Here is a 14,126-nt window from a genome sequence, read left to right as displayed (position 1 = left end):
CCTGCACCGTAGGGTGCGGGGCGTTATGTTGGCGTTTCAGTGCTGGGGTGCCGCTCCGCGTCCTGCGCGCCGCGGCCCGATCGGAATTCCGCGAGGGCCGCCGTGAAGGCCGCGATGCCGGACGGGTGCTCCTCGCGTTCCGCGGCCTCCAGGCCCTGCGTGGCGTACCGCAGGCCGGCTGCCGCGTCGCCCTGCCCGCGCGTCACGTCGACCAGACCGAGCAGCGTGTGCTGGATCAGCCGGAACTGCTGCGACGCCAGCGCGTGCCCGAGCGCCACCTCCAGCGCCGAGCGCGCCGCGTCCCGGTCGCCCGCGAGCAGGTGCAGGTCCGACGCGTTCACGTGCGCGGCCACCAGGCCCTGCACCCGCCCGAGCGCGTGGAAGGTCTCGGCAGCCCGCGCGGCGTGCTGCAGGCCCCCGGGGGCGTCCCGCTGCTCGTACGCCACGGCCGCGAGCGTGGTGTGCAGGTTCGCGGCCAGCAGGCTCCCCGGCTCGGCCTCCGCGAGGGCCGCCGTGAGGACCGCGTGCGCCTGTGCGTGCCGACCCAGTTCGAGCAGCACCGAGCCCCGCTCGTGCTGCAGCAGGCCACGCTCGGGGCCAGGCTCGCCCTCCGCCCAGGCCTCCGTGAGCGCGAGCGCCGCTTCCAGTTCGCCCTCCCGGATGAGCAGGTGCGTGCGCTCCAGGGCGAGCCGCAGGTCCTCGCCCGGCACGCGCGCCTCCCGCTGCAGGGTGTCCGCGGCGTCCAGCTCGTCCCGCCACGCGCCCAGCTGCGCGAGCGCCTGCCAGTGCCGCCCGCGCTGCCGGTGCAGCGCGAGACGGTCTGCTGCGCCGGGTGTGCAGGCCAGGGCGCGTTCCAGCGCGTGCAGCGCCTCCCGGTGCGCCCACAGCGCTCCCGCTGCCTCGGCGGCCTGCAGCCACAGCGGCCCGGCTATGGTCCGTTCCCCCGCGCCCTCCCAGTGCCGCGCGCGTTCCGCCGGCGGGACGGCCTGCAGGCCCTTCACCTGCAGCCGGTCCAGATGCCGGGCCAGCCGCAGGTGCACCTCCCTCGCGCGGTCCGGGGCAAGGTCGTCCAGCAGCGCCTGACGCAGCAGGTCGTGCTCCAGCCGCGCCCGGCCGTCCGGAAGCGGCAGCGTCCAGCGGTGCTCCGCCGCGAGCGCCAGCGCGGCCGCTCCCGCCGCCCCGTCCAGACCGCTGCCCGCCACGGCCGCGTCCGGCTCGAACTGCAGGCCGCGCAGCGCGGCCGCCTCCAGCACCCTCACCACGTCCTCCCCCCGGCTCCTGAGCGTGTGCAGCAGCACGCCGCGCAGCGTGGACGGCAGCTCGCCCGCCAGGTCCGCGAGGTCCAGGTGCAGCGTCCAGCCGTCCGGGCCGCCCGTCTCCAGATGCCCGCGCGACACGAGGCCCTGCACGAACGCCAGCAGCGCGTACGGATTCCCGCCGCTCAGACCGTGCAGGGCCCGCGCGAAGCCCGTGGCCCGCGCCGAGCCGGACAGCAGCCGGATCAGGCGCAGCACCGATACCTCCGACAGCGGCGCCACCTCCAGCCGGTCCAGCCGCCCGGCCCGTTCCAGGTCGTTCAGCCAGCGGGCGAGCGGCAGGTGGCGCTGCAGCTCACCGGGCCGCGCCGTGGCGAGCAGGCGCGGCCCGCCGCCCCGCAGCTGACGTTCCGCCTGCACGAGCACCCGGACGCTCGACGGGTCCAGCCAGTGCAGGTCGTCCAGCAGCAGCAGGTCCGCCCCCGCGGCCGCGGCCCGCAGGGCGGCCGCGAGCGCGTCCAGCAGTCGCGCCTCGCTCACGCCCTCCAGCGCCCCGCGTCCCGCCCGCCCGGCCGCGCGCGGCACATTCACTTCCGGCAGCACCTCGGCGAGGGCCGCCAGCACGCGCGGCTCCAGCGTCCCCAGACGCTCCGTGCCCGCGTCGCGCAGCGCCGTGAGCAGCGCCCCGAACGGCACGTCCTGCGCGGCCTCCGCGCCGCGCAGCGTGAGGGTCCGCCCGCCCACATGCTCCGCGAACGCGCCCGCCAGCCGCGACTTGCCGACCCCGCCCTCCCCCAGCAGCAGCAGGGCCGGGCCTCCCGGAGCCGCGTGCCAGTCGCTGAGCTGCTGCCACAACCCCTCACGCCCCACCAGGGGCGGCCGCGTCAGGCCCCCGCGCGGCACCGTCCCGCCCGCCTCCGGCGCCGCGCCCACCCCCGGCCCGCCCGCACCGTCCGGTGCGAGGCGGTGCTCCAGCAGCGGCTCCAGCCCCAGCGCCTCCACGAACCGCGCGCGGAACCGGGCCTGTTCCTCCAGCGCTTCCGCACGGCGGCCCATGCGCGCCAGCCGCCGCGTGAGCGCGTCACACGCCGCCTCCGACAGCGGCTGGTGCGCCAGCAGCGCGCGCTGCACCTCCAGCGCCGCGTCCGGCTGCCCGTCCCCGTCGTGCACGCCCATCCGGCCGTGCAGGGCGCGCGTCACGTCCAGCGCGAGGCCCGCCCGGCGCGCCTCCAGCCACTCCTGCAGGGCGGGCGCGTCGTCGAAGGTCACGTCCTCCAGCAGCGGCCCGCGCCACACGCCGAGCGCGCCCGCCCAGTCACCCGCCGCGAGCGCCTGCCGGAACCTCCACACGTCGCACTCCCCGACCAGCGACACGCGCTCCCCGTCCGCCACCAGCCCCACCCGCAGCGGCGAGTGCAGCGCACGGTGCAGGTCCAGCCTCAGCCGCGCCCGGCCCTCCTCCGGGTCCAGCGCCGGGAACAGCAGCGCCGCCAGCCGCGCCCGCGACTGCTCCCCCTCCAGCGCGAGGTACGCGAGCAGCGCCAGCCGCCGGGAACGCAGCGGCACGTGCGCGCCAGCCACCGTCACGCCCGGCGCTCCGGTCAGCTTCAGGATGAGCAGGACGGTACCCCCGGACACGAGACTCTCATCAGCCTCCACTGTAACGCGAACGCAACTCCGGCAGACCTACCCTCTCCCCGTGCCCCACCCGCCGCAGCGGCCCACCCGCCCGGCGGCCCGGCACACCCTGGAGGTCCGCATGAACGCCCGCACCTACCAGCTCCGAGTGACGGTCGAACACGACCACTGGCAGGCCACGCTGCACACCGTGCCCGCCGGAACCAGCCCGCCCGGCACGCCCGGAGACGCACAGACCTTCACGTCCCCGCTCGCGCTGCTGGAATGGCTGGAACGCGACCTGCAGGACCCGTCCACTCGCCCCGGCCTGAAGTGAAGCCTCTCGCCCGCACCCCCTTCAAGGAGACGCCATGTACCGACTCGCCATGTACCGACTCGCCCTGACCCTCTCGCTCCTCTCCGCGCCCGCCGCCCTCGCCGCGCCCGTCACGCTCACCCTCGCCGGGCAGCCCGTCACCCTGAACACCACCGTCATCGGCGGCGTCACGTACCTGAAACTCAGTGACGTGAAGGCCGCCCTCGCCGCGCAGGGCGGTGCGAACGCCAAGGCCAGCGTGACCGGCTGCATCAACGAGTGGCTGTTCAACGGCGTCGAACGCCTGCGCGTCACCCGCCTGCGCCCCGTCGAGGACCAGTCCTACGGCAACGGCTGGGGCGTGACCGTGGAAGTCAGGAATGGCACGACCGAATCCTTCACGCTCGACCACGCGGGCATCGTGTACAACAACGCCGTCAGCGTCGCCTTCGCTGACGGGGACAGCTGGAGCAAGAGCTGGCGGACCGGCTGGCAGGACAAGACCTACGCCCGCATGCAGCAGGGCACGGGAACCGTCTACGAATTCCAGATCTTCCCCGAAGCCCGCCAGGACGCGGCGACCGTCAACGGGACGCCCCCGCAGAAGTTCCTGCTGGAAGTCACGGCGCCCACCGGCATCAAAGCGAAATTCAGCGTGCCGGACCCCAGCTTCCGCATCGACCTGACCTGCAGCCGCTGAACTTCAGCCGCGGACCGGTTCCTGCGCTGCCTGATCGTCCTGGCTGGCGAGGTCCGGCACAGCCAGGATCGCCAGAAGCATCGCCGCGACGCAGCAGCTGATCCCGGCAGGCGTGAACGCGAAGAGCAGCGGGATCGCCAGCACCGCCAGCACCAGCGCCAACATCAGGATCAGGAACGTCGTCTGCTTCATGCCTGCAGCGTAACCTCACCGCCCGTCCGAAAGGTGCGGCGGAATTGACACGACGTTGAAGGGACCTTCAGCGGACCTTGAACTGCCCGCCCCACCGGTGCCACAGCCCCGACCAGCAGCCCAGCGAACGGCCAGGAGAAGCCCTCTCCCGGCCGTTCGCCCGCTGCGCACTTACAGGATCGTTACACGGTCCTCCTACGCTGAAGGCGATCGCTCCCGCCCCGGGACCGACACGCCCGGCCACCGGCCCTTCTCTCCACACCGTCCGAGGTGAACCCATGAACACCCGCCGTCAAGTTGTCCCGGCCCTCGCCGCCCTCAGTACTGCACTCCTCGGTGCGGCCCTCCTCGGCCAGGTGGCTGCCGGCGGCGCCGGCGCGCCAGCCGCTGCCGCCACCCCGTCCAGCCTGACGTTCGACGCGCAGAAGTACACGCTCGGCAGCGTCGTCGTGGACGGCCGGACCGTGCAGTACCGCGCGTACGAGAACATCCTGTACGTCACGAACCCCGTCGACCGCAAGTACCAGAGCATGAACGTCTACGTGCCGGTGCAGTACTTCGCCGGGCAGAGCGTCGGCGGGTACACGGCCTCGACCGCGCCCATCTTCCTGCCGAACGAGGTGGGCGGCTACATGCCCGGCCTGCCCGGCACGCCCACCGCGAACATGGGCGGCGACGCGATCAGGGCGGCCCTCGCGCACGGCTACGTCGTCGCCTCGCCCGGCGCGCGCGGCCGGACGGGCAAGGACGCCAGCGGCCGCTTCACCGGCAAGGCGCCCGCCGCCATCGTGGACCTCAAGGCCGCCGTCGCGTACCTGCACTTCAACGACGCCCGGATGCCCGGCAACGCGGAACGCATCGTCTCGAACGGCACGAGCGCCGGCGGCGCCCTCTCCGCCCTGCTCGGCGCGAGCGGCGACAACCGCGACTACCAGCCTTACCTCAAGGCCCTCGGCGCCGCGCCCGCCAGCACCGCCATCTACGCGGTGTCCGCGTACTGCCCCATCACGAACCTCGAACACGCCGACGCCGCCTACGAATGGCAGTTCAGTGGCGTCAACGACTACGAGCAGCTCAAGTTCGCGATGGACACCGACTACAAGATGCAGCGCACCCTCGTGAAAGGCACCCTGACCGCCGCACAGATCGCCGTCTCGAACGACCTCAAAGCCCAGTTCATTCCGTACCTGAACGGCCTGCACCTCAGGAACGGCGCGCAGCCCCTCACGCTCGACGCCAGCGGCAACGGCACCTTCCGGACGTACGTGGCGTCCCTCATCCGGGACTCCGCGCAGAAGGCCCTGGATGCCGGCACGGACCTCTCGAAGGTCACGTACCTGACCGTGAAGGACGGACGGGTCACGGACGTCGATTTCGGCGCGTACGCCCGCTCCATCCTGCGCATGAAGACGCCCGCCGCCTTCGACGGCCTCAGCCTCGAAAACGGAGAGAACGACGAATTCGGGACCGCCACCGTCGCCGCGCGCCACTTCACGGCGTACAGTCAGCAGCACACCGCCGTGCCCGCCACGCAGGCCGATCCCCTCACCGTGAAGCTCATGAACCCCATGGCGTACGTCCAGGCACCCGGCACGCGCACCGCCGCCCACTGGCGCATCCGGGTCGGCACGGCCGACAAGGACACCTCGCTGGCCGTCTCCGCGATCCTCGCCACCACCCTGCGCGCCTCGGGCCGCAGCGTGGACTACGCCCTGCCGTGGAACGTCCCGCACAGCGGCGATTACGACCTGCCGGAACTGTTCCGCTGGATCGACACGGCCGTGAAGTGACGCGCACCTGATCCATTGCCCGTGCCGGGCGACAGGGGAAGGGGAGGAGCCACACGCGTGGTCCTCCCCTTCCCCTGTCCACGTCAGCGTCGCGGGGGCAGGCGCAGTTCGGCCCGCAGGCCCGACAGTGGCGCGCTCTCCAGGTGCAGCTGCCCGCCGTGGGCCGTCATGACCGCCTGCACCAGCGCGAGGCCCAGTCCCGCGCCGGAACTGCTGTCGGCGTTCTGAGCCGTCCGCTCGCCCCGCTGGAAGGGCCGCACGAGGCGCGGCACGTCCCCCTCCGGAATGCCGGGACCGGCGTCCTGCACCGTCAGGTGGGCGTCACCGCCGCGCACGCCGCTCTGCACCCGGACGACACTGCCGCGCGGCGTGTACCTCAGCGCGTTCTGCAGCAGGTTCCCGGCCGCCATCACGAGCGCGTCGAAGTCCCCGCGGGTGGCGGCGTCGTCCGCCGTGACCTGCACCTTCACGCCGCGCGCGCGGGCGTCCTCGCCGTGCAGTTCGCTGACCAGCAGGGCCACGTCGGCGAGGTTCACGTCGCCGTTCCCGGCCGGGCGGGCACTGCGGGCGAGGGCCAGGAGCCGCGCCGTGAGGGTGCCCATGTCGGCGCTCACCTCGTTCACCTGCGCGAGGGCCGCGCGGTACTCGTCCGGCGTGCGTTCCCCCTCCAGGGCGAGGCTGGTCGCGGCGCGAATCACGCTGATGGGCGTGCGGAGCTCGTGCGCGCTCGCGTGCGCGAAGAGGCGTTCGTGCGTGAGCTGTTCGTCCAGCCGCGCGAGCATGGCGTTGATGGTGCGCGTCAGCCGCGCGAGTTCGTCCGCGCCCTGCGCCTCCGGGACGCGTTCTCCCGGCTGGCCGTGCGCGGCGATCCGGGCCGCGAGGTCGCTCACCTGATCCACGGGCCGCAGCGCCCGGTCCGCCAGCAGGTACCCCACCGCCAGGGACAGCAGCAGCAGCGGCGGCACGCCCAGCAGTTCCTGCCACAGGAAGGCGTGCAGGGACGCGCGGACGGCGGCGTCGCTGACGCTCGCCTGCACCCACCCGGCCCCGACGCGCAGCATGTACACCCGCTCACCGCCCACCTGCGTCGCCCCGGTGCGCGGCACGAACCCCACCCGGGACGGGCCGCGGTCCACTTCCCTGCCCGTGACGCTGAACACGGTGACGCGCACCGGCTGCTGGCGGTTCATGGCGTCCAGGGACGCCGCCACCTGAGGGGCCGGTTCGAGGTCGGGCCGGGCCTCCAGCCGGGCGGTGCTGACGGCGTCGGCCCGCAGCCCGGCGTCCAGGGCGGCGTACAGCGTGTGCCGCAGGCCCGCGTAGCTCGCACCGCCCGCCACCAGCAGCGTGAGTGCGAGCAGCAGCGCGTACGTGAGCGTCAGTCGCCACCGGAACGTCACGCGTCCGCCTCGCCCAGCGCTCCCAGACGGTACCCGTGCCCGCGCACCGTCACGATCACCCGCTCGCCCAGCTTGCGGCGCAGGTTCCCGACGTACACGTCCACCACGCGGCTCTCGGTGTCCGGCTGGCCCGCCCACACCCGCATCAGCAGGTCGTCACGCGAGTATGCCCGTTCCGGGTGCAGCGCGAAGCCCTCCAGCAGCTCGAACTCCCTCGGCGTGAGCGGCACGGGCCGCGCGGCGGCGTCCAGCACCTCGCGCCGGTGCACGTCCAGCCCCGCCCCCCCGGGGAGCGGCAGGACACTCCTGGCCTGCCCGGCCGCGCGGCGTACCAGGCCCGCGAGGCGGGAGCGCAACTCACGGAAGTCGAAGGGCTTCCCGAGGTGGTCGTCACCGACCTCCAGGCCCTGCAGGCGCGACTCCACGTCGGACCTGGCCGTCAGGAACAGGATGGGGGTGCCCTGACCCTCCTCCCGCAGCCGCCGGGCGAGCAGGAATCCGGCGTCCTCGCCTTCCGGCAGCATCACGTCGAGGATCAATGCGTCGAAGGTGCCTGTCATGGCGACGTTGTAGGCGAGGCGGGCCGTCGTCACGCCCTCGACACTGTGCCCGGCCTCACGCAGGCCGGTGACGATCAGGGCGTGCAGCCGGGGGTCGTCTTCGAGCAGCAGCAGACGCATCCCCCGAGTGTAGACCGCCCGTGTAAGGATTCCGGAAAGGCCGGTGCACACCCTGCCCTCCCGTCCCGGAACGTTCCGGCTGGCCTTCCCCGTCGCCTCGGTGATCGCACTCCCCGACCGCCGTTTTCTGTACCATGGACCATGACCCCTGGCCGGGACTCCGGACTGCCCGAGTCTGTCCCCGAGACCGTGCACGTGACCGTGCTCGGTCCGCCCGTCATCCGCACGCACCTGGGCGACACGCGCCCGCTGGAGCGCAAGGTCGCTGCCCTGCTCACGTTCGTGGCGCTGGAGGGCGAGCAGACCCGCTCCGTGCTGGCGGGCCTGCTGTGGCCGGACGTGACGGAGCACGCGGCCCGCAACAACCTCCGCCAGACCCTCTACCGTCTGCGGGGCCTGACGGGCGACATCCTCAGCCCCGGGGAACGCGTGCGCCTGCTGCCGGTCGTGACCGTGGACGTGACGGCCCTCGAACTCGCGGCCTTCGAGGGCCGCGCGGCGGACGTGCTGCACTTCGGACACGACCTGCTGTCCGGTCTGGACTACGACGACTGCCCGGACCTGCAGGACTGGCTGCTCGCGCAGCGCGAACGCCTCAGGAACGTGCAACAGGACGCGCAGCTCACGTTGATGCGCGCCGCAGAGGCGCGCGGGGAGCTGCACGCGGCCCTCGCGGCCGCCGAGGGCCTGCTGCTGCTCGAACCGGTGTCGGAATTCGCGTACCGCAGCGTGATGGACCTGCACCACCGGCTGGGGGACCGTGGCGCGGCGCTGCGCGCCTACGCCCGCTGCCGCGAAGTCCTGCAGCGCGAACTCGGCGTGGAGCCCATGCCGCAGACGGTGGCACTCGCGCAGGTGATCACGCGGGACACGGACAGCCGAACGCCGGAACGCGCCTCCCCGCGACCGGCGCCTGCGGCGCAGGGAAGTCCGGGCGGCTGGCTGGAGCCGTTCGTGCCGCTCGTCGGCCGCAGCGCCGCGCTGCGGGAGGTGCGCGCCGCGCTGGAAGCCGGCCGGCGCGTGTACCTCGTCGGTCCGGCCGGGAGCGGCAAGACCCGCCTGGCGCTGGACGCGCTCGACACGCTCGCCCGCGCGCACGGCACGCGCGTCCGCACCGTCACGGGCAGGCCCGGCGACGACGCCTTCCCGTACGCGACCCTGGCCCGCGCCGTGCGCGAACTGCGCCGCAGTCATCCCGGCCTGCCGCTGCCCGGCTGGGTGGACGCCGAAATCGCGCGCCTGCAGCCGGAACGCTCCCCCGCCCTGCCGCCTCTCGTGACCCACGAGGACCGCCTGCGGTTCAGCGAGGCGGTCGCCGCGCTGTACGCTCACGCGGCCGCGGCGGGCGACACCCTGCTGTTCCTCGACGACGTGCACTTCATGGACACGTCCAGCTGGGAGATCTGGCAGTACGTGCTCGGCCACCCGGACATCCGCTCAGGTGCCCGCGCCGTCCTCGCGTACCGCGCGGCGGAACTCCCGCCCGAGCGCCTCGCTGCGCTGCGCGCCGCCGCCCGCGCGCGCGAGGCGTCCGCCGTGACGCTCGAACCGCTCACCGACGAGGACGTGCACGTCCTGATGCGGCACCTCGCGCCGGACGCGCCCCACACCTTCGTGCATGACCTCGCGCGGTCCACGGGCGGCCTGCCGCTGACGCTGCTCGAGACACTGCGCGCCCTGCGGGAAGCGGGCGCCCTCACGCGCGGCTGGCCCGCCCACCTGCCGCACCTGCCGGGCCTGCAGGCCCTCATGACGCGCCGCCTGGAGGCCCTCGGCGGGGACGCGCTGCGCCTCGCGCGGATCGCGGCGGTCGCCGGTCCCGCCTTCAGTGCCGAACTGGCCGCCGACGTGCTCGGCACCCATCCCGTCGACCTCGGCCCGCCCTGGACGGAACTCGTGCAGGCGCGCGTGCTGAGCGTGCCGGGCAGCCCGTCCCCCTTCACGCACGACCTGCTCGCTCAGGCGACCCTGCAGGCCCTGCCCGCCCCGATCACGGCGCTGCTGCACGGCCGGATCGCGGCCGCCCTGGAGCGCCGCGCCGCGCACGACGACCCGGGACGGCTCGCCCGGCACTGGGCACTCGCCGGGAACGACGCACGTGCCGCGCAGTGGCACGTGCAGGCGGCTCGCACGTACCACGCCAACGGGGCCGTCACGGCCGCCGCCGACGCCTACCGGCAGGCGCTGCACGCGGGCCTCACCCCGGAGGAACAGGTGGCGGCCCGCCGCGCGCTCGGCGTGACGCTCACCGACTTCGATCCCGCCCTGGCCGAACACGAACTGCAACTGGCGCAGACCCAGGCGCGCGCCCTCCGACTGACCCTCGACCTCAGCCTCGGCGCGGCGGCCCTGGCGGAACTGCGCCGCAAACAGGGCAGACTCCCGGAGGGACTGCAGGCGATCGGCGACGCGCTGCGCATCCTCCCTGAAGACGCTGCTCCCGCTGTCCGGGCCGGGCTGTGGCGCGCCCGGTTCTGGCTGCACCTGCGCGCCGCACAGGTGCCGGACGCCGAGACCGCCATCGGGGAGGCGCTCCGGCACGCGCCCGGCGATCCCGACCTCGAGAACGAGCGTGCGCTGCTGCTGTGGCACACCGGCCGCGGCCCCGAAGCGGTGGAGGCGTACGAGGCGCTCCTGCGCGCCGTGCCGCCCGGCGCGCCGAGCGGCTTCGAGAACAACCTCGCCTGGACGTACTGGACGCTCGGCCGCAACGCCGAGGCCGCCGAACTGCTCGAACGTCTCCTCGCGGCCCCCAGCTCTCCCTACAGTCAGGGGCTGTACCGCGCGAACCTCAGCACCGTCCTCACCAGCCTCGGCCAGAGCCGCCGCGCCCTGCACGAACTGCGCCTCGCACGCCCCCTGCTGGAACGCTACCCGCTGCACCTCACGGACGTGCATCACCGCACGTCCATCGTGCATTACCGCGCGGGACGAGACCAGGCCGCCCTGATGAGCCTCGAGGCGGCCCTGCCGCTCGCACGCGAGGTGAACGACCCGTACCGGCTGGCGTTCGTGCTCGCGTCACTCGCCGCGACCCTGGCCCGGCGCGGTCACACGGACGCGGCCCTGCCCCTCGCCCTGGAAGCGCAGACGCTCGCCGCCCGGACCGGGTACCCGCTTGTCGACTGCGTGGCCGCGCAGGCCCTCAGCGTCGTGAACATCCACAGCCAGGGCGGGCCAGCGACCGGCGGCGCGGCCGAACGTCACGCGGAGGCCGCCGCCAGCATCGCCCGCGCGTGCAGCATGCCTGAACAGCTCGCGCATGCCCTGCTGCTGCAGGCACAGGCCACCACCCGCGCCTCCTGGCGGCAGGCCCTGCAGCGGGAGGCCCTGCAGCTCGGGCAGACGCACGACTTCCCGGACGTCACATGGCGCGCCGCGGCCGCCCTCACGCCCGCCGAGCCGGACCTGCGCGCCGTGGCGCAGACCGCCCTTCACCGCCTGCGAGAGGCCGCGCCGGACGGCTGGTACCGCACCTGACCTGCGGGACGGTCGCCCCATAACGCCTCCGTCACGCAGACACGCCTATCCTGAGGCATGCCCGAACCTCTCTCTTCGCCTGTCCGGCCACACGCGGACGCCCCGCCCAGGGTGTTCGTGCTGCGCTACTGGCAGGAACGGAACGAGGACGGCAGCGCGTGGCGCATCAGCCTGTACAGCCCGTCGCTGCGGACCTCGCGGTACTTCCGGGGAGCCGAGCAGCTGTGCGCTTACCTGCGTTCCCTCGACCCCTCCTGGCCGGACCTGCCGGACCCGTAGCACCTCGTCACGGCCTCCGGAAGGTGTCGCCGTTCGCTCCGTTCTCCGGAGCGGGCGCCCCGCGTGGCGTGCAGTTTCGCCGTCACTGCAGCAGGATTTTGACGTACTGCTGGTCACTCATCGGCTGGTCGCGCGTGAAGGTGACGCTCGCGCCGCTGAGGACGCCGTCGTAGCGCACCCAGACGCCGTCCGTGAGGCCCGGCATCTGAGGGAGCAGGTCCGGAACCCGGCACTCGAAGCGCTGCGCGGCCACCTCGCGGCAGCGGATGTCCTGACCGCCGGACGCGGCCCGCACCCCCTCGAGCGTGATGACCGCGTCGCGCAGCGGCGCGGGAGCGGAATTCCGCAGGACCAGTGTCGCGGGCGCGAGGCGCGTCAGCGTGGCGGGATCGCTCACGCTGACGGTGACAGGCGGACGGGTCACCTGCACGGCGGGCGCGCAGGCCCCCAGCAGGGCGGCCGCCAGCAGGCCTGGCGTGAGCAGGCGCGACCAGGCGGAAGGGGTGGACGGCGGGCGTTTCACGCTGGCTGATTTCATTCGTAGACCTCCGGTGCGGCATGCCTGTCCGGGCAGGATGCCGCGCCGCGCGGTGAGGATCGTCCACCGGGACGACCGTGCGCTTGAGCGATCCGTGAGCTTCGCACGCCGCGCTCCGTGACCCGTCACTGCGCGCCACATTTGTCACGGCGGTCATGCGGTCGGCTCGGTAGACTCGGCGGGTGCGCTTTCTTTATCGGACCTTCATCGCTCTCACCTTCGCCGCCACGTCCGCCCACGCGTCCGGCACGCTCAGCCCGCGCGACCTCGGCGCGGCCGCACAGCAGGCCTTTCAGACCTGTCACGTCACCCTCACGCAGAACGCAGCCCTCGACCGGGCCGCCGCCGACCTGCTCCAGGGCTACGCGCCGGACCCCGCCCTCACCCGTCAGGCGTACCGCAGCACCATGCGCCGCACCTTCCGCGCCAGCAACTACGGCGACCTCACCCGCCTCGGCGGGATGCTCGCGGGCCGCTGCGGCTTCTGGGACGGATTCCGCGAGTACGGTGTGGCCACCACGTCCGGCAACGTCGCCGTGATCGTCGCGAACCCCGACGCGGTGGACGCCGCCCAGTTCAGCACCTTCAACCGCCGCCTGCTGGACCTCACCAACGCCGCGCGCGCCCAGGGCCAGAAGTGCGGCGAGAAACTCATGAACAGCACCGGCCCCCTCAGCTGGGACCCGCAGCTCGCGACCTCTGCCGCCGTGTACGTGCAGGACATGGTGCAGCTGAACTTCCGGGGGCACATCAGCGCGAAGGACCAGTCGGACCCCACCGCGCGCGCCGCCCGCGCCGGATTTGTCGGCAAGGCCGGTGAGAACGCCGTGTACGACGTCGTCACGCCCGAGGAAGCGATGGCGGGCCTGCTCGCCAGCCCGGAACACTGCCTGAACCTGATGAACCCGGCCTTCACGCGCTTCGGGTCGGCCATCGCCAACGCGCCCTTCGCGAACGCCTTCGGGACGTACTGGGTGCAGGACTTCGGCATCCCCGGCAACTGACCGGAAATCCGGTCAACCGCTGCGGGCAGGCTCCCCGTGGGGACGGGCCAGACAGAGAGCGGAAGGACCTTTGGGGGGTCCTTCCGCTCTGCCCTGGTGGGTGGTGTTCAGTCGACGCGGGTCATGGAGCAGTACTGGTGCGTGCGGACGCTGCCTTCCTCGAGGTACTGCACGAAGGCGTCGGACTGTTCGCTGGTGTCGTCGGAGTACATGCCCTGCATGCCGCTGCCGACCGTCACCGCGTTGACCTCGCGGAAGTCGCAGTTGTAGACGTGACCGTTGGCGTCCGGGCCGACCACGACGCTAAAGAACTCCGGGATGCTGCTCGCAGGCTCGTAGTAGATGACGAAATCGGCGCTGGTGTTGTGGACGCTGGCCTGCCCGAGCTGCGTGGTGTACGTGGGGATCAGCGGGTCGCGCGGCGGGACGCGCAGGCTGATCTTGAGGCCCTGCGGGGTGGTGAGCTGCCAGCCCTGCCCTTCCTCGAAGACGGGGCGCTGGGCGGGCAGACCGACGATCAGAGGCGCACAGCTCACTGCGCCGAGCATGCCAATGATCGGGAGGAGAAAGAAGCGCTTGTTCATGCGGCCAGCTTAATATCCGGACCGTTTCAGATTCATATCAGTGCACAGGTTGTGCTGCTCGGGCGCAGGGTTCGTCGTCCCGCAAAAACAGTGCCCTGGCAGGGCAGGCGACGTGACGGACCCGAGGACTGCATGGCGCGTCTGGTATGACGTTCGGTGGCGTCCTCACGGGTTGTCTGGTGGTTGTCATACGATTTTGAGCTGAACTTGTAGAGTTCAGCTCATAGCCGCATCACGCCGGGCCGGGTGTCAGGGAGACTGCGGGGACGGGAGAGGGGTGACCCGCGTCA

Annotated in this window: 12 protein-coding genes; 6 read left to right on the top strand and 6 right to left on the bottom strand. The window is 72.9% G+C overall.

The window, feature by feature from the left end:
- Positions 1-23: 23 nt before the first annotated feature.
- A complete protein-coding gene (locus tag IEY33_RS10515; RefSeq protein WP_188963218.1) occupies positions 24-2,894 on the bottom strand; it encodes an ATP-binding protein in 2,871 nt (956 codons plus the stop codon).
- A gap of 61 nt (positions 2,895-2,955) precedes the next feature.
- Between IEY33_RS10515 and IEY33_RS10510 the strand changes: the two genes are divergently transcribed.
- Together IEY33_RS10510 and IEY33_RS10505 are read left to right on the top strand one after the other, a co-directional pair.
- The gene (locus tag IEY33_RS10510; protein WP_188963215.1) at positions 2,956-3,210 is read left to right on the top strand and encodes a hypothetical protein; all 255 of its coding nucleotides are present in this window, start codon (positions 2,956-2,958) and stop codon (positions 3,208-3,210) included.
- Between the two features lie 34 nt (positions 3,211-3,244).
- Positions 3,245-3,889, top strand: coding sequence for a hypothetical protein (locus IEY33_RS10505; protein ID WP_188963213.1), 645 nt, complete (start codon positions 3,245-3,247; stop codon positions 3,887-3,889).
- A gap of 3 nt (positions 3,890-3,892) precedes the next feature.
- Here IEY33_RS10505 and IEY33_RS10500 read toward each other — a convergent pair whose 3' ends face one another.
- On the bottom strand, positions 3,893-4,081 hold the full coding sequence (locus tag IEY33_RS10500; RefSeq protein WP_188963210.1) for a hypothetical protein: 189 nt from the start codon (positions 4,079-4,081) through the stop codon (positions 3,893-3,895).
- 278 nt (positions 4,082-4,359) lie between these two features.
- On the opposite strand from IEY33_RS10500, the gene IEY33_RS10495 reads away from it, so the two are divergent.
- Positions 4,360-5,871 carry a subtype B tannase gene (locus IEY33_RS10495; protein ID WP_229670932.1) on the top strand — a complete coding sequence of 504 codons (1,512 nt, stop codon included), beginning with the start codon at positions 4,360-4,362 and terminating at the stop codon, positions 5,869-5,871.
- Positions 5,872-5,954: 83 nt separating this feature from the next.
- Here the strand turns inward: IEY33_RS10495 and IEY33_RS10490 are convergent, their stop codons facing one another.
- Together IEY33_RS10490 and IEY33_RS10485 are read right to left on the bottom strand one after the other, a co-directional pair.
- Positions 5,955-7,271 carry a sensor histidine kinase gene (locus IEY33_RS10490; RefSeq protein WP_188963208.1) on the bottom strand — a complete coding sequence of 439 codons (1,317 nt, stop codon included), beginning with the start codon at positions 7,269-7,271 and terminating at the stop codon, positions 5,955-5,957.
- Complete coding sequence (locus tag IEY33_RS10485) at positions 7,268-7,951, bottom strand: response regulator transcription factor (RefSeq protein WP_188963206.1); 684 nt, start codon at positions 7,949-7,951, stop codon at positions 7,268-7,270. Before IEY33_RS10485 ends, IEY33_RS10490 begins: the two co-directional genes overlap by 4 nt.
- A 141-nt stretch (positions 7,952-8,092) precedes the next feature.
- On the opposite strand from IEY33_RS10485, the gene IEY33_RS10480 reads away from it, so the two are divergent.
- Both IEY33_RS10480 and IEY33_RS10475 read left to right on the top strand, forming a co-directional pair.
- The gene (locus tag IEY33_RS10480; RefSeq protein WP_188963203.1) at positions 8,093-11,431 is read left to right on the top strand and encodes an ATP-binding protein; all 3,339 of its coding nucleotides are present in this window, start codon (positions 8,093-8,095) and stop codon (positions 11,429-11,431) included.
- Positions 11,432-11,488: 57 nt separating this feature from the next.
- On the top strand, positions 11,489-11,710 hold the full coding sequence (locus IEY33_RS10475) for a hypothetical protein (protein ID WP_188963201.1): 222 nt from the start codon (positions 11,489-11,491) through the stop codon (positions 11,708-11,710).
- 82 nt (positions 11,711-11,792) lie between these two features.
- On the opposite strand, the gene IEY33_RS10470 is transcribed toward IEY33_RS10475, so the two are convergent.
- Positions 11,793-12,248, bottom strand: coding sequence for a hypothetical protein (locus IEY33_RS10470; protein WP_188963199.1), 456 nt, complete (start codon positions 12,246-12,248; stop codon positions 11,793-11,795).
- Between the two features lie 182 nt (positions 12,249-12,430).
- On the opposite strand from IEY33_RS10470, the gene IEY33_RS10465 reads away from it, so the two are divergent.
- Entirely contained in the window at positions 12,431-13,252 is an 822-nt protein-coding gene (locus tag IEY33_RS10465) for a CAP domain-containing protein (RefSeq protein ID WP_188963196.1), read from the top strand.
- Between the two features lie 107 nt (positions 13,253-13,359).
- On the opposite strand, the gene IEY33_RS10460 is transcribed toward IEY33_RS10465, so the two are convergent.
- Positions 13,360-13,836 carry a hypothetical protein gene (locus tag IEY33_RS10460; RefSeq protein ID WP_188963194.1) on the bottom strand — a complete coding sequence of 159 codons (477 nt, stop codon included), beginning with the start codon at positions 13,834-13,836 and terminating at the stop codon, positions 13,360-13,362.
- Positions 13,837-14,126 lie beyond the last annotated feature (290 nt).

Origin of the sequence: Deinococcus aquiradiocola, from assembly GCF_014646915.1 — a bacterium.
Classification (GTDB): Bacteria; Deinococcota; Deinococci; order Deinococcales; family Deinococcaceae; genus Deinococcus; species Deinococcus aquiradiocola.
Note: the sequence above shows the minus strand (reverse complement) of the source record. Positions and strands in the feature narration are given on the sequence as shown.

Bases quoted from the DNA above. Each gene is read 5' to 3' on its own strand.
- IEY33_RS10505 (WP_188963213.1), top strand. From the start codon at position 3,245: ATGTACCGACTCGCCATGTACCGACTCGCCCTGACCCTCTCGCTCCTC.
- IEY33_RS10500 (WP_188963210.1), bottom strand. From the start codon at position 4,081: ATGAAGCAGACGACGTTCCTGATCCTGATGTTGGCGCTGGTGCTGGCG.
- IEY33_RS10495 (WP_229670932.1), top strand. From the start codon at position 4,360: ATGAACACCCGCCGTCAAGTTGTCCCGGCCCTCGCCGCCCTCAGTACT.
- IEY33_RS10485 (WP_188963206.1), bottom strand. From the start codon at position 7,951: ATGCGTCTGCTGCTGCTCGAAGACGACCCCCGGCTGCACGCCCTGATC.
- IEY33_RS10480 (WP_188963203.1), top strand. From the start codon at position 8,093: ATGACCCCTGGCCGGGACTCCGGACTGCCCGAGTCTGTCCCCGAGACC.
- IEY33_RS10475 (WP_188963201.1), top strand. From the start codon at position 11,489: ATGCCCGAACCTCTCTCTTCGCCTGTCCGGCCACACGCGGACGCCCCG.
- IEY33_RS10470 (WP_188963199.1), bottom strand. From the start codon at position 12,248: ATGAAATCAGCCAGCGTGAAACGCCCGCCGTCCACCCCTTCCGCCTGG.
- IEY33_RS10460 (WP_188963194.1), bottom strand. From the start codon at position 13,836: ATGAACAAGCGCTTCTTTCTCCTCCCGATCATTGGCATGCTCGGCGCA.